General features: G+C 45.1%; 15 protein-coding genes. 2 read left to right on the top strand and 13 right to left on the bottom strand.

Going from position 1 to position 19,045, the window contains the following annotated elements; genetic code table 11:
• Nucleotides 1–5: 5 nt before the first annotated feature.
• The 11 genes from AB5026_RS13315 to AB5026_RS13265 all read right to left on the bottom strand — a co-directional run bounded on the left by AB5026_RS13315 (nt 6) and on the right by AB5026_RS13265 (nt 13,612).
• Nucleotides 6–812: a metallophosphoesterase gene (locus AB5026_RS13315; protein ID WP_173722267.1), complete on the bottom strand. Its 807-nt coding sequence runs from the start codon at nt 810–812 to the stop codon at nt 6–8.
• Between the two features lies 1 nt (nt 813).
• Complete coding sequence (locus AB5026_RS13310) at nt 814–1,848, bottom strand: molybdopterin-binding protein (RefSeq protein WP_118608837.1); 1,035 nt, start codon at nt 1,846–1,848, stop codon at nt 814–816.
• 87 nt (nt 1,849–1,935) lie between these two features.
• Nucleotides 1,936–3,123: a D-alanyl-D-alanine carboxypeptidase family protein gene (locus AB5026_RS13305; RefSeq protein ID WP_118608836.1), complete on the bottom strand. Its 1,188-nt coding sequence runs from the start codon at nt 3,121–3,123 to the stop codon at nt 1,936–1,938.
• Nucleotides 3,124–3,231: 108 nt separating this feature from the next.
• On the bottom strand, nt 3,232–5,256 hold the full coding sequence (locus AB5026_RS13300) for a GGDEF domain-containing protein (protein ID WP_368213469.1): 2,025 nt from the start codon (nt 5,254–5,256) through the stop codon (nt 3,232–3,234).
• 157 nt (nt 5,257–5,413) lie between these two features.
• Nucleotides 5,414–8,698 carry a SpaA isopeptide-forming pilin-related protein gene (locus AB5026_RS13295; RefSeq protein WP_022426769.1) on the bottom strand — a complete coding sequence of 1,095 codons (3,285 nt, stop codon included), beginning with the start codon at nt 8,696–8,698 and terminating at the stop codon, nt 5,414–5,416.
• The gene (locus AB5026_RS13290) at nt 8,695–9,918 is read right to left on the bottom strand and encodes a hypothetical protein (RefSeq protein WP_022426770.1); all 1,224 of its coding nucleotides are present in this window, start codon (nt 9,916–9,918) and stop codon (nt 8,695–8,697) included. The genes AB5026_RS13295 and AB5026_RS13290 overlap by 4 nt, the downstream gene beginning before the upstream one ends.
• The gene (locus AB5026_RS13285; protein ID WP_022426771.1) at nt 9,915–10,499 is read right to left on the bottom strand and encodes a hypothetical protein; all 585 of its coding nucleotides are present in this window, start codon (nt 10,497–10,499) and stop codon (nt 9,915–9,917) included. The genes AB5026_RS13290 and AB5026_RS13285 overlap by 4 nt, the downstream gene beginning before the upstream one ends.
• A complete protein-coding gene (locus AB5026_RS13280; protein ID WP_368213467.1) occupies nt 10,496–11,143 on the bottom strand; it encodes a TasA family protein in 648 nt (215 codons plus the stop codon). The genes AB5026_RS13285 and AB5026_RS13280 overlap by 4 nt, the downstream gene beginning before the upstream one ends.
• Nucleotides 11,144–11,145: 2 nt before the next feature.
• Nucleotides 11,146–11,625: a signal peptidase I gene (locus AB5026_RS13275; protein WP_021650528.1), complete on the bottom strand. Its 480-nt coding sequence runs from the start codon at nt 11,623–11,625 to the stop codon at nt 11,146–11,148.
• A gap of 482 nt (nt 11,626–12,107) precedes the next feature.
• Nucleotides 12,108–13,001 carry a M14 family zinc carboxypeptidase gene (locus AB5026_RS13270; protein WP_015524854.1) on the bottom strand — a complete coding sequence of 298 codons (894 nt, stop codon included), beginning with the start codon at nt 12,999–13,001 and terminating at the stop codon, nt 12,108–12,110.
• Between the two features lie 77 nt (nt 13,002–13,078).
• Nucleotides 13,079–13,612 (bottom strand): hypothetical protein, encoded by a 534-nt coding sequence (locus tag AB5026_RS13265; protein ID WP_235812344.1) that lies wholly within the window; start codon nt 13,610–13,612, stop codon nt 13,079–13,081.
• Nucleotides 13,613–13,761: 149 nt separating this feature from the next.
• Between AB5026_RS13265 and AB5026_RS13260 the strand changes: the two genes are divergently transcribed.
• Nucleotides 13,762–14,604 carry an ABC transporter ATP-binding protein gene (locus AB5026_RS13260; protein WP_021650530.1) on the top strand — a complete coding sequence of 281 codons (843 nt, stop codon included), beginning with the start codon at nt 13,762–13,764 and terminating at the stop codon, nt 14,602–14,604.
• Nucleotides 14,605–14,658: 54 nt separating this feature from the next.
• A complete protein-coding gene (locus AB5026_RS13255; RefSeq protein WP_021650531.1) occupies nt 14,659–15,390 on the top strand; it encodes an ABC transporter permease in 732 nt (243 codons plus the stop codon).
• A gap of 90 nt (nt 15,391–15,480) precedes the next feature.
• Here AB5026_RS13255 and AB5026_RS13250 read toward each other — a convergent pair whose 3' ends face one another.
• The gene (locus AB5026_RS13250) at nt 15,481–18,552 is read right to left on the bottom strand and encodes a hypothetical protein (protein WP_368213464.1); all 3,072 of its coding nucleotides are present in this window, start codon (nt 18,550–18,552) and stop codon (nt 15,481–15,483) included.
• A 112-nt stretch (nt 18,553–18,664) separates the two neighbouring features.
• On the bottom strand, nt 18,665–19,045 hold a 381-nt coding region (locus AB5026_RS13245), incomplete at its 5' end, for an aldehyde dehydrogenase family protein (RefSeq protein ID WP_368213463.1).

The following is a 19,045-nucleotide window of genomic DNA, read 5'->3' as shown; positions in this document are numbered from 1 at the left end:
TTTCCTCATTTCATTTTTTCGGAAGGTTTTATATCGATCACCAGCAGTTCCCTTGGATTATGGATCCGAAGGGGGATGGTATGTTCTCCAAGTCCAGCACTGACGATCATATGCTGATCCCCTTTGTGAAAGTCTCCACAGCAAAACGGCGGAAGAAACAGATATTGAGGAGATGAAAGACCGTAATGTTCACTGAGGCGGACAACGCCTCCGTGATAGTGTCCGGACAGGATCAGATCCGCGCCCCATTCAAAATAGGTTTTTCCGTATTTTGGATTATGTGCCAGCAGGATCTGCATCCCTTTATCTTCAGGTTTACCGATCAGTTCTTCCATCACTTCTTTTTTCAGCTTCGGTGATCTCGGCTTGTGATAATATTCGATGGGAAGTTCCAGCCCCCAGAAACAGAAGCGCTCTCCCTTCAGGACCATAGCTTCATGTCCGTTCCTTAAAATATGCACACCGGCTTTTTTCAGTGCTCTTTCGTATTTTGCATAATATGGCCGGTATTCTTCGGAAAGGAACATTTTATATTCATGATTGCCAAGTGCATAATACACGGGAAAATCTCCGGCAAGCTCTGTCAGCAGCTTACATGCAGTTACCAGAGTATTCGTTTCTGTGCGTACAGCCATGTCGCCGGCAGAAAGGATCACGTCCGGGGCAAGTTTTCGGATCGTCTCTGTCAGCCGTATATTATCTTTTCCGTAGGATATTCCGTGAAGATCTGCAAGAAGGATCATCCTCACGCCCTGTGGAGCATGGATCTTGTCCGTATGGATCTCATATTGTTTGATTCTGAATTTTTTCATATTATTTTCCAAATCCGCAGTTCGGGAAAGTACAAACCGGACAGTTCAGACAAAGTCCGCCCTCTCCCAGCCTGGCGATCTCCTCTGCCTTGATCTCATCATCCGCCATTACTCTGGGCAGGATCAGATCAAATACCGTTCTTTTTGCGTACATGACGCAGCCCGGAAGTCCAAGTACCGGTATGGATCTTCCGTTCCTCTCAAGATATGCCACAAGCAGCATAGCTCCCGGAAGTACAGGTGCTCCATAGGTTACGATTTTTGCTCCGGTATCCCGGATCCCGCCCGGAGTACGATCATCGGGATCCACACTCATTCCGCCGGTACAGATGATCAGATCTGCTCCTGCATCTGCGAAAGAAAGAATTGCCTTTGTGATCTCTTCCTTATCATCTCCCGGCATCACCTGGCCTGTCACTTCTGTCGGAAACCCGGAAAGCTTTTCCCGGAGTACCGGTGTGAAGGTATCCTGGATCAGTCCTTTTTTGATCTCACTTCCGGTTGTGACGATCCCTACTTTTTTCTGCTGGTAAGGGAGAATGTCAAAGATCGGAAGATTTCCTGCTGCCTTCTCTGCTGCATCCATTTTCTCTTTCTCGATCACAAGCGGAATGATCCTGGTTCCTGCAACCTTATCACCTTTTTTTATCGGAAAATCGCCATGTCTGGAAGCAATCATCATTTCTCCCAGAGAATTCACAGCCACAAGTGCATCACGACGTATTTTCAGAATACCATCGATCTTTGATACCACCTCGATCTTACCTTCTTTGATCTCAGTTCCATGTACTTTGGAAGAATTTCCAGCACAGATTTTGTAAAGGATCTCTGCAGCTTCATTTTCGTGAAGAATCCCCGATTTTTTCTCCCACACAAAAAGGTGTTCTTTTCCTACAGAGAGCAGCAGTGGTATATCCTCTTCTTTCACTACATGCCCCTTTTTGAAAAGAACGCCTTTTTTCTCATCTTTTATGATCTGCGTGATATCATGGCACAGAATGTGTCCCACTGCGTCTTCTGTTCTGATTTCTTTCATCCAAAATCCCTTCCCTGTTCTGCTATTTCTTTAATCCGTTGTATTATACATCCAGTCTGCCCTTTTTGTCAAAATATGTTGCAGGCATCACAAAAGAAATGCCTGACAGGTTCTTTCCAGCCAGTCATGGTATCCGGCCTTTTTTATTGTTTCCCCGTACAGGATATCCAGACTACCGATCTTTTTCCCATCCTGATAGTATTCCTGTGCCCCTGCTTTCTGCCCTTTTTTCACCGGCGCACTTTGTTCTTTGGGAAGGATCAACTTTTTCTTAACATTGTCAGGTTTCGTTCCATCTGTGCTGATATATCGGAATTTCCCTCTATATACAAGCGGAACCTGCTCTTTGACTCCTTTGCGGAGCTTCATAGGTTTCAGTGGCTCCAGAGCATCATCCAGATACAATGTGCATTTAGAAAAGCCGTAATTTAAAAGAGCTGCTGCATCCCGGAATCTTGTTTTCGGGTCCGGTGCGGCCATCACTGAGGCGATCAGTGTGATCCCGTTTCGTTCTGCCACAGCACTGAGACAGTATTTTGCAATACTGGTGCTGCCCGTTTTAAGTCCCATACACCCCTCATAGCTGCGCAGCAGTTTATTTGTGTTGGTCAGTGTAAATTTCGAGGAGCCTTTTCTGGTAACGTGTGTGATATCCTCCATCCAGACAGATGAATATGTAAGAACTTCCGGATATCTGCTGATGAGCTCCCTGCTCATAAGTGCAATGTCATAGGGAGTTGTATAATGTTCCTGTGATTCCGTCAGCCCGCAGCAATCCACAAAATGAGTATTTTTCATTCCAAGATCCTTCGCCCTCTCGTTCATCCTCTCCACAAAGGCTTGTTCTGTTCCCGCAACATGCTCCGCCATAGCTACGCTGGCATCATTTCCGGAAGCGATCACAATACATTTGATCATGGTTTCTGCAGTCTGCTTTTCTCCTTCTTCCAGAAATACCTGAGACCCTCCCATGGATCTGGCATAAGCACTGGTGGTAATGCTATCCTCCAGATGCAGGGTTCCCTCACGGATAGCATCAAAGATCAGAATCAATGTCATGATCTTTGTAATACTGGCCGGGCTTCTTCGGGTGTCAGGATCCCTGGAATAGATCACGGTACCGGTTTCTTTTTCCATAAGGACTGCACCCGGCGCTTCGATCAGCTGCTGTGCTTTTCCACTATCTTCCGTTTCTCCCCTGACACTAATGGGTGTCAGAGCCAGGCATAAGACTAAAATACAGATCAAAAGACTTTCCGGAACACTTCTGTTCATAAGCTCACTCCTGCCGCAAACATCTCTGTTCTATTGTAAAAGCTTTCCTGAAAGATTATTCCTGAAATTCTGAAAAAGCATAGATTCCGGTCCGTATTCCTGTATCTTTCACTCTGCATCGCTTTGCTTTTTCAGTTCTTCGTCATACAGCTTAACACCTGTTCCACAATTTCCAGCAGCATATTTTCTTGCATAATTCGCTGCATCGATCGCCTCAGATGCATTGTTACATTCTTTGGTGATCAGATAGATCCCAGTGCGGACACAGAGCTCCATATCCGGATATTTCTCTTTCATCTGCCGTAAGAACTCCTGATTGGTCTTTAAAACAGATGTTTCCGGATCAACATCCATATCACATGGAGTGAAAAGGATAAAATGATCAGAGATCGCCCTGGTAAAATATACATCCATATCTGTTTTTAGAACGCTTATCACATACTCGGAAAACTGCCGCAGGATCTGATCTCCCACACGATATCCGTATTTTGCATTAATACGTTTAAATTTTTCAAAATCGGTATATATCACTGCATGTCCCGGCCCGTAACCTCCGATCAGCATTTTCTCCACATTTTCGCGAAATCTTGAAAAAGAAGACAATCCGGTAAGCTGATCCCGTCCGGATTCTGCAGCAATGCTACGATAAGCACTGTTAAATGCCTGGTTCTTGGCATAATGCGCGGAAATGATCTTGGTCACTTCTCCCAATAGCTTACGATCTTCTCTGGACCAGAGCCTTTTTTCCTGGCAGGTCACGTATGCAATAGCCCCTGTATAGCTTCCCTCACAGTACATGGCAGCACAGACTACGGTTTTTGCTCCGCACTGTAACACATTCTTTCTTCCCTGTTCCGAATATTCAGCCAGATCATTCTCCTGAATCACCACAGTACCATATTCATCATTGTGGCGAAACAATGTGATAAAATCACTTTTTGAAAAATGTATCTCATCTATCAAAAGCCTGTATTCTTCTTCCGAAACCCATTGAAAAACCCTGTTTATTTTCTGCTCTGCCACCTTGGTATGCAGGACTGTGATCCGGTTAAGCCGGAATTTCAGACCGATCACCTTCATCAGAAGTTCAATCGCTGCCTGAAAGCTGCTCATTTTTTCAAATATTTCAAATGCAGTAGAAACAATATCATTATGAAGATATCTGGCATCTATCTCAACACCCTCGTATAATTCCTGCTTTTCCTCTGTCTTATCCTCAAAACGTCTCAGATTATCACAGAAAGCATAGCGGTTTTTTCCATTTTTCTTTGCCTGGTAAAGTGCCCAGTCTGCATTTTCAAAGAGCTGCTGATATGTATATCCGGAAACATTTTCCGGAAGAAAGCAGATCCCCACACTGCAGGTTGCCAGATACGTGGTTCCCGGAAATTTAAGTTTCTGCACTTCCCGTATCAGTTTTCCTGCCTTTTTCATGATCGCTGCATGGCTGATATCCTTCAAAAGGATCACAAATTCATCGCCACCCAGACGCATGATCACATCATTAATGTCGAACAAAGCCACAAACAGCTCCGCAAAACGTTTCAGGACTTCATCACCGAACATATGTCCGTAAGTATCATTTACATTTTTAAAATAATCTACATCAAGCACCATCATCCCGCATCCTGCATAGGGATTTCTGGATGCAAGGTATTCATCGATCAGTTCTTTTCCGAAAAAGCGGTTATACACTCCGGTCAGAGGATCTTTCTGGGCACGTTCCTCAAGAAACTCTTCCTGGAGTTTTTCTCTGGTGATATCTCTGGAGCTTCCTATGAAGTAATGATCTCCTGTGTTTTTGTCCTGTGCTACAAATCCCCGCACTGTCAGAAGACTCGCATTACCATCTTTATTGATACACCGCACTTCTATCGTTCCGCCTTCCCGGGATGTCAGAAAATCCGTCAGGTACTTCCAGTCGCCCTTATATACATTACTGTATTTCTGTCCGCTGTTTTTAAAATCTGAAATATTCTTTACAGGCATCAGATACTCGTCCAGACGTTCATATACGTCTGTCTCCTGACAGTACTGAAAAAGCTTCAGTGTAGTATTTCGATAAATGCAAGCGTATTTTTCCAATGTATCCCGAATATCAAAAACGGGATTTTTTTCGTCTGTTTTCATCATCGACCTCCAAGAGAGTTCTTGAGTTCACAGTATTTGTAAAAAAGTATACCATATCTTTGGGTATATATGTAGTTTTTTTATTTCTTTTTACAGTTTGTTTTTTACTATATAAAATACGCAGCTAAGGGCAGGATTACTCCTGCCCCTCTGTATTTTTTCAGGAAAATGATACGGGTATGGTATTTTTTATGCTGTCATTATGGGAATATCGATCATATCTGGATTTCTCATTTACAAAAGTCAGCGATGCATTTTTGTTTTGCATTGTCAGAGCAGCCGTACCGGAAGCAATCTTCCGGGGATCTGTACCATATGCAGGTGCAGCGCCTTTTATGATGCGGACATTCTCTGTATTTGCCCGTACATCTTTCAGATAGTAGCGTAGTACCGGTTTTTCCCAGACCGTATACTGCCCCAGCGGGATATTCCTGAGAGTGACCGATAATGTTGCATAGCCATTTTTATCGATTTCATAGCTTCCTCTGGTAAAGGTCACATAATCCTCATATCTGTGAGGATTTCCGGATAGATCCGTACCTTCTGCCACAAAGGAAAAGGTTGGATTTCCATGAGCCCAGGTAATATCCTCCTCTTTGATCTTTTTTATGATGGTGATATTTCCCAGCGGAAGTGTTACCGGAGTATTCTCTGCTTTCAGATCCACAGTATCCGTATCTGTATTTTCTTTTTTCTGGAAGATTACCTCCTTTTCGTATTTGCCTGTATAGTTTTCCGGATTTTTTGTTTCCACTACTTTGAACCTTCCCTGATTGTCATCTGTGAGCACCAGCTCTTCCGTAGAGTACCATCCGGTTTCTATGTCAAACTTCAGGATGCTCTGCACGCCCAGGTCATTCTGGTAAGTCTGCTTCCCTCTATTCCACTGAAGCACGGTAAATTCCGCATCTTCCAGAACTTCCCCGGTATAGATATCTGTTTTTCTCAGACGGATCACCCCTGTATATTCCTTTTCCTGTTCATTGACAACTTCAAAGGAAAGGCGTGCATCCTTGTCTGTGATATTCACCTCTTCTTCCCAGCTTCCTGTATATCCGGGCGGAGTCTTTGTTTCCGCGATCTTATATTTTCCCTCATTATCCGAAGTCTTTAAAAGTTCACTGCTTACATAAAGCTCACTTGAGCTATCATAATCCAGAAGTGTTCCTTTTTCTTTATAGGCTTTTTTGGCTGCACTGTATTCATAAAGTGTAAATTCCGCACCCTTCAGTACTTCACCGGTCTTCGCATCGATCTTACGAACCTCTATCCTTCGTTTTTCGTTCTGATAGTTCACTGCTTCAAACAGAAATTCCTGCTTTTCTCCCGGCTTTTCCAGCGTAAAATTCTTCTGCCAGTTTCCGGTGTAATTGGGAGGAGCTTTTGTCTCACGCACACGGAATTTTCCCTGATTGTCTTCGGTATAATTAAATTTCCCGGAATAATAGATACGTTTCTGTCCATCATAAGTCAGTTTTTTTAAGGTTACGTAGGCTTTGCTTTTTTTACTCCACTGATACAGGGTGAATTCAGCTCCTGCCAGCGGATCGCCGGTATTTCCATCTTTCTTTCTGATGGATACAGTTCCGCTGATATCCATGATATCCGTTACGCTGACGGTTATTGTCTTTCCGCCGGTTACTGTAAGATTTTTGACAGCGGTGTTCAGTTTATAGCCTGCAGCGGCTTTCGTTTCTTTCACATAGTATTTCCCTGGAACCAGTTTTGAAAAAAGGATCTCTCCACCGGCGTTTGTTGTTCCGGATGAAACCTTCTGATCCTTACTGTACATAGTCCGGTATCCGGAGGTCAGAGCTTCTGCTGCAAACAGTCCGTACTGCGCTCCCTGGATCAGTTTTCCCGTGTTGGGTTCCTTCTTGACCAGCTTTGCATTGCCGTAAACCGATGGCTTTACTGAAAACGAAAGGCTTCCTCTTGTTCCCTGGTATACGTAAGCACCAAAATCCTGTACTCCATCTTTTCCTGCCTGGGCACTTCCGTCAACCAGGATATAGGAAACCGGCTGAAGCAGCATTTTGCAGGAAAACTTCTTTGTCGCAGATGCATTTAACGGAAAGATCAGAAAAAAATATGCCCCATCCTTAAGGCTCAGGCTTGTCCCCGACATCATTTTGGGATTGGTTTTCTGTGAATTATAATCCGCTGCGCTCGTCCAGTAGGCCAGCTGCCATTTTTCTGCGGCTCCTCTTGTTATGGTGATCCCGTTTCCTGCTTTTGCTCCATCTGTTACTTTCATAAGAGTACTCATCTGAAATCCGTCTTTCATACTGTCCGGAACAAAGGGAAAACCTGCAGGTCTGCTTCGAAATACACTTAACGGGATCGTCTTTCCGGATGCTGCTGCCCAGGAACCGTCTTCGGAAACATAAACGGCAGCTTTGTTTCTTGCAGGGATCGTCAATGTCTGGATCTTATCGATCAGGCGGTTTATCCCTGTATGTTCTACTTCTGCTGCTGTGGCATATCCACAGTCATTAAAATATACCTTTGACAGCGCAATATGAGTAAATACATAACGGTTCTGCCATTTTGACCAATCTATGTGACTGCAGGAGGGGTCATATCCGGTCCCCAGATCCCCCGGTCCCCCGTAGCCAAAGTACAAAAGCTTCTGGATCACAGAATTAGTCAGTGCTTTTACTGCCTCATTCTTCAGCGTCATACTGTCCAGACCATCCTGAGTTGCTTTCAGGCAATAGAGAGGCGAAACCTTTTCCTCTCCTGTATCATCAATATAATGTACAGAACGATACGTACATCCCATACGGGTTTTATTTCCGGAACCAAGAAAATCATTGGCAGCTGTCCAGATCTCATCGCAGTAAACCCTGGTCCAGCTGTCCAGATAATACTGGGACGGGGAAAGTGCTGTAGCTGCGATAGCCTCCTCTCCTTCTGAGATTACTTCCGCACTGCCAGCTTCCCGGAACTCCCCGGGAAGTGCTGCAGAAAGAGCAATGATCTCTCCGTTTTCGATATCCTGGATCAGTTCCTGATCCTCTTCACTTTCTCCTGTAAGGATTTCCGCGTTTTCTTCCGTGAATACAGTAAATCCCGGATCCTCTGTCTGCTCCGGTATCTCTGTCAGAGCTATATTTTCTCCTTCTTTTGAAACAGCTTCCGGTTCTTCTTCCGGTTCGATCAGCTCATCACTGTCCGCATTTTCAGTATTATCTTTACCTTCTTCAAAAGCTTCCTCCACCGTTTCCGGTCCAGGCAAGGCTGTCGGAACCGGCATCTCAGCCTCCCCAGGCTGATCTGTTACCGGAATATCCGGGGCCTCCTCTTCTTCCTCCGGTTCTGTCTGTTCCTGCTGCGGATCTGCTGATACCGAACTCATATCTGCTGCAGGACTGGCCGAAACCACAAGAGAAGAAGCTGTGATCATCAATGCCAGCCATGCACCGATCATTCTTCTTTTCAATTTTTTCGTCCTCCTTTCCATAGCGTCAGACTGCAGGTAAGCAGCGCCATACCAGCCATCAGTGCAAACAGGATCACAGGAGATTCATCTCCGGTCTTCACTGGTGTTGTCCTTACCAAAGAACTGTTATTTCCGGAAGCTCTTTCTGTGGCTTCTTTCCTGCCATTCCGGCGTGGAATAGGGCTAGTATCTGCCGTCTCCTGATCCTCCGCCACAGAAAAGATCCATTTCACATCTGCAGCTCGAAGAGCATATAAATTATCCAGCTCTGCCGGAACCGTAACCTCAAATCTCATGTTTCCTTTTTCTCCGCTGGAAAATTCCCCCAGGGACACGGCCTTATTGAGAGATGCAGCCAGAAGATCACCGGAATACAGCTTTTTATCATTCATGGTGATCACCAGCTTCAGCTTTTTCAGAAATTCCTGATCCTTTACCGATTTACATTCCGGTGATGTGCGGAAGAAGATCTCTGCTGCATGCTCCGTTGTATTACGTATCTCTACAGAATCATGAAAAACATCTCCCGGCATTGCCGTGGAAAATCCGGAAAAAAAGTCTTCCGGAGCCGCGATCAGTTTGTGCGCATTTCCTTCAAACTCCACCTTCAGATCCACCGGACTTTTTTTCTGAACCACAAGACCATCGGTATCGTGGATACATCTTAAGATCTTCTGATTTCCCCAGGGTGACATGGCACGGAAATCCGGTGCAAAATTTGCCGCCTGGACAGCATCCGCCACGATGGTGATCCCCAGCTTCTTATCCTGGTAGGATTCATCCCATTGGGATGGTACAGTCACACCGGTAAAAATATCCACGCTATCTCCCTGTTCCAGCTTCCTGGTATAATAAAAATACTCTCCCTTCCGGATCCATCTCGGTGACATTCCTGTAAGATTCCTGTCATCCAGACCATCCAAACCTTCCAGATCATCTGTATAAGAGATCTTCACCCTTACCCAGCAGGGCTCTGAGTGATTGGTGATCCTGGGGATCTTGGATATCTCATCTCCCGGAAGAACGATCCGGCGATCCTGATATTTCATTTCTCGGCCGTCCTTTTTTTCCAGTTCCCGAAGAGAAATATTGATATCTCCCACTGATATGTGATTGGTCACTGTCACGGAATCTGAAAATCTGGCATAAGCAGCCGTGCACGCCAGGATACTGCCTGCCACAGCAGCACCTGCCAGCAGGGCTTTAAGGTGTTTTTTCAAGCATTCCCCCTCCTTTCTGCCTGAGCAGAAACCGGATCTGAAAAATACCTCCACGCACTTTCATAATCTGAAAATCCTTCTGCCTGTACAGCTTCCTCATAAACATTGATCTCAAAATCTTTAATGTTGTCCCTGTAAGTATCATCGATCTTTTGGGGATCGATCTGAAATCCGGTACACAGAGGAGCTGTTTTTTCACCCTCGGATATTTTTTTCCGGTAGTAATAATAGCCGTCCTGACTGTTATACACCCAGTTTGCCGTATCCAGACCTGTTAATTTCACGCCTCTGCCTATATCGTCATTGGAGTAGGAAAGGGACATCCTCACATAGCAGTCTGCCTGGAACCCTTTCACACTGCCGGAAAAATTTCCGATCCGGATCTCTTTTCTGTAGGACGGACCATTCTCCATAGGCGTAGGTGTAGGATCCGGAAAATCTTCCTCGATCTCCGTTGTCACATACCCCACTGCAGCAGAATTTATCTTTTTTTCGAAGTCTGAAAAATACGCCGCAGTCCCTGTTGCGCACAGGAGCCCTGTTGTCAGGAGAAGGAAAACGGGTCTTTTTAATTTATTCATTTCGTAACACCACCGGCCTGTCCTTTATTCTGATTTACATATTTCTGGTAAGCAGCAGTTGCCTGCTCCAGAACCGTAGTCTTGTCATCCCCGGTATTGGTAGCCTGGATCGCATAAGCCCGTACCGGCATATCAATCTGCTGTGTATCCAGCTGACCTTCGATGATATTGGCAAAGGTTACTGTATCAAAAAGAGTTGTAGTCTTTGTTCCCGGCTTCAGGATGTGGTTATATGCATAGGTGTAGACCATATTCTGCCCCACTTCGGTCCGCTCCAGCTGTGTCCAGTCCTTGTTTTTGGTGAAGCTGAACAGCTCTGTTTTTGCAAGCGCATTCCTGGTACCATCCTTGGCTACTGTGATCACATTTCGGACCGGAACAGAAACTTCCAGATAGACAAATGCTTCATTTACTCCTTTATTTGCTACATAGGGGTCCTTCCGGATCACCTGAGTAGGAACCAGATCTTTATTGTCCTCCGGTTTCCAGTTAGGCTCATCCAGGTCGATATCCACTTTTCCTACGGTAAAGCTGTTGGTTGCCGTTTCAAAATCCGTGAGATATGCAGCTGTTCCTCCGGCTGCCAGTGCAGTGATCACAGCAGCAAGTGCGATTCCTTTTACCAGTTTTCTGTTTTTCATCATGATTAAATTCCTCCCTGTATTTTTTTCTTTTTTGGGGTATATGCCAGATCAAAGAGTACTGACAGACATGCCGCTATGCAAACTGCGGCAAAAGGGATCCGGGCTTTCAGAAAATGGATCACGTAGCCCAGATAAGGCAGGTGAAAGACTACCCGCCCGATGATCTGTGACGCCTCTGCGGGAACAGGATCTTCTGTCTTGTTGGCGTCACCTTTTGTGATAAAGATGTCCTTTTCTTTTTTAACCACTCTGTGGGTGACAACGGTATCTCCGTTATGAAAAGTAATGATATCTCCCTTTTTCGGAGAAAACTCTCCTTCCTTTGTAAAAACCACAGCTCCGGTTGGGATCTCAGGTTCCATGGATCCGGAATAGACCACATAGGGCCGGATCCCGAAAAGTCCGGGAATAAGAAGCACCAATGCCATCACCAGCATCAGTCCCAGAACTGTGTTGCCGATACATCGAAAAAATATTTTCATTCCTGTATTCTGTTCTACATACGATATTTGATGATCACTTCCCTCTGCAGGGAAAGAAACAGTGTTCGGATATCAGGAAAATTCCGGCGGAGACCTGCCCCACATAAATTGAGCCATAAAAAAGTCCTCCCTGTATAGCAGTCAATATGGCAATTCGCAACATGCTCCCATCACTTAAACTCACAGATTTTGAAGTGAGGACAAGCATGATCAAAATAATAATACAGCAAAAATACTGAATGGAAATTATTCGAGCAGATATGCTCAGATGTGCAGTTCCTCTCATTACTTACAGAGGTGAAAGATTCCTGCGACATTTGTTAAAAAAGATTTGTTTCAGATGATATTATTATAGGGTCCACAGATCCGGAAGTCAATCAAATTCGTCCGACAGGATTCGACACTGGTTTCTCAGCGGGTATGTCTGTCACCCTATTTTTCATAAGCTGACAGACCCTGCATCCGTGCAACGCCAGATTTTTTTACAGCTGTACCAGAGAGTAAATATATTCCAATGGAAGCAGCATCAGATCACGGATTTCCCGTTCTTCCTCTTCTTTATTTCCGGAATTTACCGGCAATTCGATCCGGAAAGCCGGCTGGCGGATCATTTCTCCGTAATACTGTTCCGGCCTGCCTGTGCTCCTTCGCCCGTTCTGCGCTTCTCGTTCTATTGCAAGCTGCTCCAGCTTTCCCCTGGTACATTTTTTTAGGTGGCGTGCAAGACGGTAGCATCTCTGACCAGTGGAAAAATTCTGATCCCGCCGATAATAAACCACCTTTTTTCCATATCCGCAGAAAACCAGCAGGCCACGTCCTCCGTATTCCTGAAAGATCCGGATCAGTGCACGTGTCTCATTTTCACTGGCAGGCTGCTGATGGATCTTTTTTCTGCTGCAGAAGGTAGTAGGAAAATTCCGTGCAGTATCCATTCCTCTTGCATTTCCCTCGAATTCATCGCAGGGAACATCCTGCATTTTCAGCATCTGACGGAAAATGGGATTTCGCACAGTATTGTAGCCCTTCCGGCAGATCTCATATCCATCCGGATTGACCACCGGTATGATACAAAGCCTGGTCTGATCCAGGAGCTTTTTTACCTCATAAAGCTCGTCCACGGTCCAGTTGCATTCATATATTCTGCAAAGCTCTAGTGCCATCCTGGTAAGCCTGTCCGTCATCTGTCCATCCGTTCCGGAAAAGCCGGCCACACAGAAAATACAGGCATCTCCCTGTCCGATCTCCAGCATAGGGATCATCCGGTCATCGTGGCTTTTTCCGATCACCCGAAACTGCGTAAAGCTACTGTAACGCCTAGCTGCCTCCCACAGTGAATAATAAATTGCTTCGTAGGTTTTATCCTGTACTGTATCCATGATGTTCCCTTCCTTCCGTCTTTATACATGTTCATTATTATGTATATTATGCGAAAGGGCATAAAAAAAGAACCGGTTTAACACCGATTCCTTTTGTTTACAAAATAATTCAGGATACCGCCGCCGATGATGATCACCAGCGCAACTGCAACCACTCTTTTCGCTGCCTCCTGAGGAAGCTGGCCCTTGGAGCCAATAGAAGCCTCATAAAAGGTCAGCGTATAATCGATCTCATGCGGGGCGCCCATGGCCAGTGTATCTGCGATCACTTCCATCTTATCATCCAGGGCAGTTACCGGGACAGTAAAAACAGAATTTCTGCCTTCCTCGCTCTCATTGAGATATTTTTCCCCATCTACGATCATATAATCATAGTTGGAGCTGCTCCACTGGAGCCGTGCATACATCTTCCCCTCTTTTACCAACATCAATGTGGGGGAAGAAACGCTAGCTTTTCCGCTTCCGCCTTCCAGCTCCACCTGTATGGAATATTCTCCGTCCTCCAGATCTGTCTTCACTGCGTTCTCTCCACCTGCAGCCAGAACCTGTATCGGGCATAGCAGCAGCATAGTCAGAAGAAGCAGCATTATTGTTCTCATCCTGTGTTTCATGGTTTTCTCTCCGTTTTTTGTTTTTCCTTCGTATCACTATAGCACAACACTCCTTTTCTGTAAAGAACATCTCAGAATTGTTGAAATGTCTCTTCTTTTCCAGTATAATAGAGTGAAATTTGCATACAAACGAAAGGAAATGAACAGAGATGATCGAAACAAAAAATCTCACAAAAAAATTCGACAGTTTTACTGCTGTGGATTCTCTGGATCTTCGCATAGAAACCGGCGAATTTTTCGGTCTGCTGGGACCCAACGGTGCCGGAAAGACCACCACGATCAGTCTGCTTTCCACTCTGCTCCTGCCCACAGAGGGCGAAATCCTCATTGACGGGCAGACACTTGGACGCAACCGACCGGATCTGAAGCGCAAGATCAGCGTGATCACGCAGGAATATTCCATGCGCCAGGATATGAACATGGACGAGATCATGGAATATCAGGGCCGTCTTTATTTCATGCCACGAAAAGAAATCAAACGGAAAACTGAAGAGCTTCTGGATTTCTGTGGACTTCTTCCCTTCCGCAAGCGGACTGTAAGGAAGCTTTCCGGTGGTATGAAACGAAAGCTTATGGTATGCCGGGCACTTCTCACAAGTCCGGAGATCCTTCTTCTGGACGAGCCCACTGCAGGCATGGACGCGCTATCCAGACGACAGATGTGGAATCTTCTCCGTCAGCTGAACGGAAAAAATCTGACCATTCTTCTGACAACCCACTATATGGAAGAGGCACAGTCTCTCTGCAACCGGGTAGCACTTATGGATCACGGAAAGCTGGAGGAGATCAATACTCCATCGGGCCTGATCGACGGCCTGGGCAAATATACCGTAGATCAGGAAACACCGGAAGGGGCAAAAAGCCACTACTTCCACAGCCGGGAAGAGGCCATCTCTTTTCTGTCCTCTCTGGACGGACAGTGCACCCTTCGGGAGACGACTCTGGAGGATGTTTTTGTGGAGCGCGCAGGCAGGCATCTGATGCAGCGATAAGCCGGCGTCAGCCACAGTTATCTTATAATTTAACAGAATGGACGATGAATTATCATGGGAATACTTACTATTTTATGGGAAAAATGGGTGGAGTTCCGAAGGGATTTCTATAAGATCACGCTGGCGGCCATGATCGCACCGCTGATGTATCTGATCGTTTTTGGAATGGGGATCCAGACCTCCTCACACGGAGAGCCTTATCTGAATTTCCTGATCCCTGGTGTAGTTTCACTGACTACAATGAACGGAAGCTTTAATGCTATCGCACAGAATCTGAATGTACAGCGTCTTTACGAGAAAGCCTTTGACCAGGTTATGATATCTCCGACACCTCTGTGGCAGTTTATTGCCGGACAGATCATCGGAGGCAGTCTCCGCGGGCTTTATGCAGGAGGAATCATCCTTCTTCTGACCATGCCGATCGGAACCGGTCTTGTGTTCAACGGATGGTCATTGCTGGTGATGTTCCTCAACGGTGCTGTATTTTCAGCCATCGGTGTTGTGGTTTCTTTCCTTGCCAAAAACCATGCGGATGTACCTCGTTTTTCCAACTATATCATTATGCCAATGGCTTTTTTGTGCAACACCTTCTTCTCTACAGAGAAGATCCCGGGTTTTCTTGGGAATTTTGTAGCTGCTCTTCCACTGTCACAGACCAGTCATCTGATCCGTACCATTGCTTCCGGCGGTGGAGTCAATTACCTCAGTGTCCTGATCCTGACAGTCTATCTAATTGCATTCAGCATTGCAGCTTCCTGGTTTATCTATAAGAAGAAAAATCTGTAAATTTATCTTTACAAAAAATCACCGGCTTTCCTGTTCTTTCGGAAAACCGGTGATTTTTTTATTTGTTATGCTATTTTGGCTATTGTGCGTTTAGATGTCCTTTTTTCTTCTTCTCACGATCACATATCCACCTGCAAGAAGGGATGCCACTGCCAGTGCGGACATGGTTCCGATCGGTGAGTTATCGGCTGTTGATACTGCATTCTTAGATCTGGTTCCGTTGCCTCCGTTGGAGGATGTTGCAGATGCCTCTCCTGTTATGGTTGCGTTCGGATCAGAGCCTGTCTGACCGCCGCCATATGAACCATCTGCTCCCGGAGTTCCGGTAGGTGTCAGTTTTGCAGATCTGAACTGCCATACTGCAGATTCAATGGTGTCTGTTTCAAACCACTGACCACCGGTGTAGATGTACTTTTTAAAGAAAATATATATGTTATATGTGGCTTCTTTATCAATTCCGTTTTTTGAAACGATTTTCCATGAATCATACTGATTCTTCTTACTAGGGTTTGACGACGTACTCCAATAAAGAGGAACCCATTTCACATCACCTTCATTCGGACTTTCATTGGTTGTTCCAGCTCCAATTACCTGGAATTCATGGGCCACATTTGGATAAAATTGAATTGGCTCTTCCAAACCGAATACCTCGCTGTCTTTTGGTTCCGGGATGTATGCATTCGGTGTGTTAGTCGGAGTTGGATCTGCAACTTTCGGTCTGGAATCTTCTTTAAATGCTATTTTCAATGGATTCGTCAAAACACCATTCTTATCTTTGATCTGGATATAAAGATCAATTGGATTGTCAGAGTCTAAATCCTCAAGACCGATATTAAATTTCTTATCAGCAGTAAACGTTGTCTGTTTTCCGGTAGATGTAAGATCTTTCGGAGTGGCGGACGTACCATTACTGTTACGAGAAACCCATTTATAATAACAGGTACCGCTCTTATTCGAAATAAGAATAACATTCGCAGATGTATGGTTAATCCATGAAAAGCCAACCCATCTGACATTTGCCGGACGCTTAGCTTCATCCAATGCAATCTTCTTTGGTGTACTTACAGTTCCATCAGTTCCTTTAATGCTCACATAAACATCAATTGCATTGTTTGCATCCAAATCTTTCAAACTGATCGTGAAATCCTTATTTTCAGAAACATTTTTCCCCTTGCTCATTTTATCAACTGTCGGAGCTTTAGAACCACGATTTACCCATTTATAATAGTACACACCAGCTTTATCAGAACGCATAGTTACAGTAGCAGATGTATGACCTTTCCATTTGTAGCTTACGTTGGAAATCTTCGCAGGTGTTTTCGCTGTTTCTTTCAAAGTAACAGTTGCAATCTTTGTTACTGCTGACTCTGATCCATCTTCCGCTACTACCTGTACATAGAGATCAATCGCATCACCTTTCAGATTTTTCAGATTAATCTTACAATCTTTTTTTGCAGTGATCGCAACCTTGCTGTCTTTAGTTGTGCTAATGGAAGGTTTTTTAGCTCCTTTTGCCACCCATTTATAATAGCATGTACCGCTCTTATCGGACTGAAGAACTACTTCTGCAGTTGTTGCAGTTTTACTTTCTGCGCTGATTTTTGTAACCTTTGGTGCTGCCGGTTTCGGATCAACTGGATTCTGTGCCTGTGTTACTGCAATATCCTTCTTTACACCTTCACCAACAATGGCGTTACCACTTTCACTTTCTTTTACCCATACATAAAGGTCAATAGTCTTGTCTGTGACCTTGGTAAGTTTCAGGGAAGTAGTTTCTCCTGCCTTAACCGTTCCACCTTCTGTAGCTGTCTCGATGGTCGGAGCTTCCGCACCTTTTGCAACATATTTATAGTAATATGTACCTGCTTTATCAGATGTGAAGGTTACAGAAACAGTATTTGCTTCTTTACTTGTAGGATTATCAATATTAATCGTTGGAATGTTGGAAACAAGCAGACCTGTAGCTGTATTTATTCCATAACTCTGGTCGCCTTCATAGCTCATCGCCTTAATTGCCTTTGCAAATGCATCCGCAGCTAAAGATTCAGGCTTCTGGAAAACTGTATAGTCAACTGCCGGATTCTCTACGGAATATCCAACATTCTGGTTCTCAAATGCACCAGCAATGATGATACTTCCAGCACTCTGATCCTGCTGTCCTAATACGATATTGGATTTTACGCTCTTTTCTGCGCTTGTATAGTTCTCGATGATCTTTGGTTCGTCATCAGACGCACCCTCACCTTTTTCAAGTGAAACTGTACCTGTGCTGTAAACAGCTCCGCCTGTAGATACATTATCTTTGATCTCTCCACCTGTAATTACAAGTTTACCGCTGTTTTTAACTGCCGCACCTGCTGCAGTAGAAACATTCTTGGAAAGGGTAACACCTGTCGTCATCACAAATTTAGCGCCAGCTTCTACGGAAACAATCGATCCATCGGCTGCAGTTTCATCGTCTTTCTTACCTTCAACAGAAAGTTTACCGATTTCTGAGGAGCCGTCACCTTCATTCTGTGTCATGGACAAAATACTTCCTGCACTTACTTTGAACATATCTCCTGCAACACTTCCACGTCCAACTACAGTTGTAGCATTTGTTGCACCAAAAATTGCAATATTTTTATTGGCAGGAACGGTAATAGTATCTGTGAGATTAAACGATGCACTGATCAGAATCTTATAAGCAGATGTATATAGATCACTATCATCAATAGATCCTGCAAAATCAGGTGCATTATTAATCGCTGCCTGAAGTTCTGCCGCAGTAGTAACCGTTGCATCTGCCGCAGTAGTTTGCTGCTCCTGCTGCGCCTCTTCCGCCTGAGCCTGAGCTGCTGCCTGGGCCTCTGCTTCCGCCTGAGCCTGGGCTGCTGCCTGGGCCTCTGCTTCCGCCTGGGCCTGGGCTGCTGCCTGTGCTTCTGCCTCTGCCTGAGCCTGAGCCGCTGCCTGGGCTTCTGCCTCTGCCTGGGAGTCGGCTTCACTCTGTGACTGGTCATCCACAGCTGCTCCGTCATCTGGTGTTTCTGTATTCTCGTCTGCAGTCGTTGCTTCTGCCTCTGTTACCGCTCCGGTATCTTCAGCGGCAAACGCTGCGGCAGGTGCCATTCCAACAGTCATGGAACCTGCAAGCAGGACTGCAAAAAGCTGCTTTTTTTTCATTTATAAGTCCTCCTGTTATGAGTTAGTCTTTTTAAATCCAATTACAAAGAAGTATAGCACAACACTTCAAAAAAGTAAAGCGGACCAAAGAATCCGCTTTACTGTATCTGTCTTACGGACGTACCTGTCCATTACCATAAATGATATACTTGGTGGTGGTCAGTGCAAGGAGTCCCATTGGGCCTCTTGCATGGAGCTTCTGGGTGCTGATCCCGATCTCCGCACCGAATCCAAATTCGTTTCCATCGGTGAATCTGGTAGAAGCGTTCACATAAACTGCTGCTGCATCTACCTCATCCAGAAATTTCTGGGCATGGGTATAATCATTGGTAATGATGGCCTCCGAATGCTTTGTATTATATTTATTGATATGTGCAATGGCTTCCTCCACGGAATCCACTACCTTTACAGAAAGGATATAGTCAAGATATTCCGTTCCCCAGTCCTCTTCTGTTGCAGGAACTGCTCCCGGCATCAGAGCCTTTGCTGCTTC

Source organism: Blautia sp. RTP21359st1_E11_RTP21359_211015 (assembly GCF_040910705.1).
GTDB lineage: Bacteria > Bacillota > Clostridia > Lachnospirales > Lachnospiraceae > Blautia_A > Blautia_A fusiformis.
Note: the sequence above shows the minus strand (reverse complement) of the source record. Positions and strands in the feature narration are given on the sequence as shown.

Coding starts and splice junctions, on each gene's coding strand:
- AB5026_RS13315 (WP_173722267.1), bottom strand. CDS start 812: ATGAAAAAATTCAGAATCAAACAATATGAGATCCATACGGACAAGATC.
- AB5026_RS13310 (WP_118608837.1), bottom strand. CDS start 1,848: ATGAAAGAAATCAGAACAGAAGACGCAGTGGGACACATTCTGTGCCAT.
- AB5026_RS13305 (WP_118608836.1), bottom strand. CDS start 3,123: ATGAACAGAAGTGTTCCGGAAAGTCTTTTGATCTGTATTTTAGTCTTA.
- AB5026_RS13300 (WP_368213469.1), bottom strand. CDS start 5,256: ATGATGAAAACAGACGAAAAAAATCCCGTTTTTGATATTCGGGATACA.
- AB5026_RS13285 (WP_022426771.1), bottom strand. CDS start 10,499: ATGAATAAATTAAAAAGACCCGTTTTCCTTCTCCTGACAACAGGGCTC.
- AB5026_RS13280 (WP_368213467.1), bottom strand. CDS start 11,143: ATGATGAAAAACAGAAAACTGGTAAAAGGAATCGCACTTGCTGCTGTG.
- AB5026_RS13275 (WP_021650528.1), bottom strand. CDS start 11,625: ATGAAAATATTTTTTCGATGTATCGGCAACACAGTTCTGGGACTGATG.
- AB5026_RS13270 (WP_015524854.1), bottom strand. CDS start 13,001: ATGGATACAGTACAGGATAAAACCTACGAAGCAATTTATTATTCACTG.
- AB5026_RS13265 (WP_235812344.1), bottom strand. CDS start 13,612: ATGAAACACAGGATGAGAACAATAATGCTGCTTCTTCTGACTATGCTG.
- AB5026_RS13260 (WP_021650530.1), top strand. CDS start 13,762: ATGATCGAAACAAAAAATCTCACAAAAAAATTCGACAGTTTTACTGCT.
- AB5026_RS13255 (WP_021650531.1), top strand. CDS start 14,659: ATGGGAATACTTACTATTTTATGGGAAAAATGGGTGGAGTTCCGAAGG.
- AB5026_RS13250 (WP_368213464.1), bottom strand. CDS start 18,552: ATGAAAAAAAAGCAGCTTTTTGCAGTCCTGCTTGCAGGTTCCATGACT.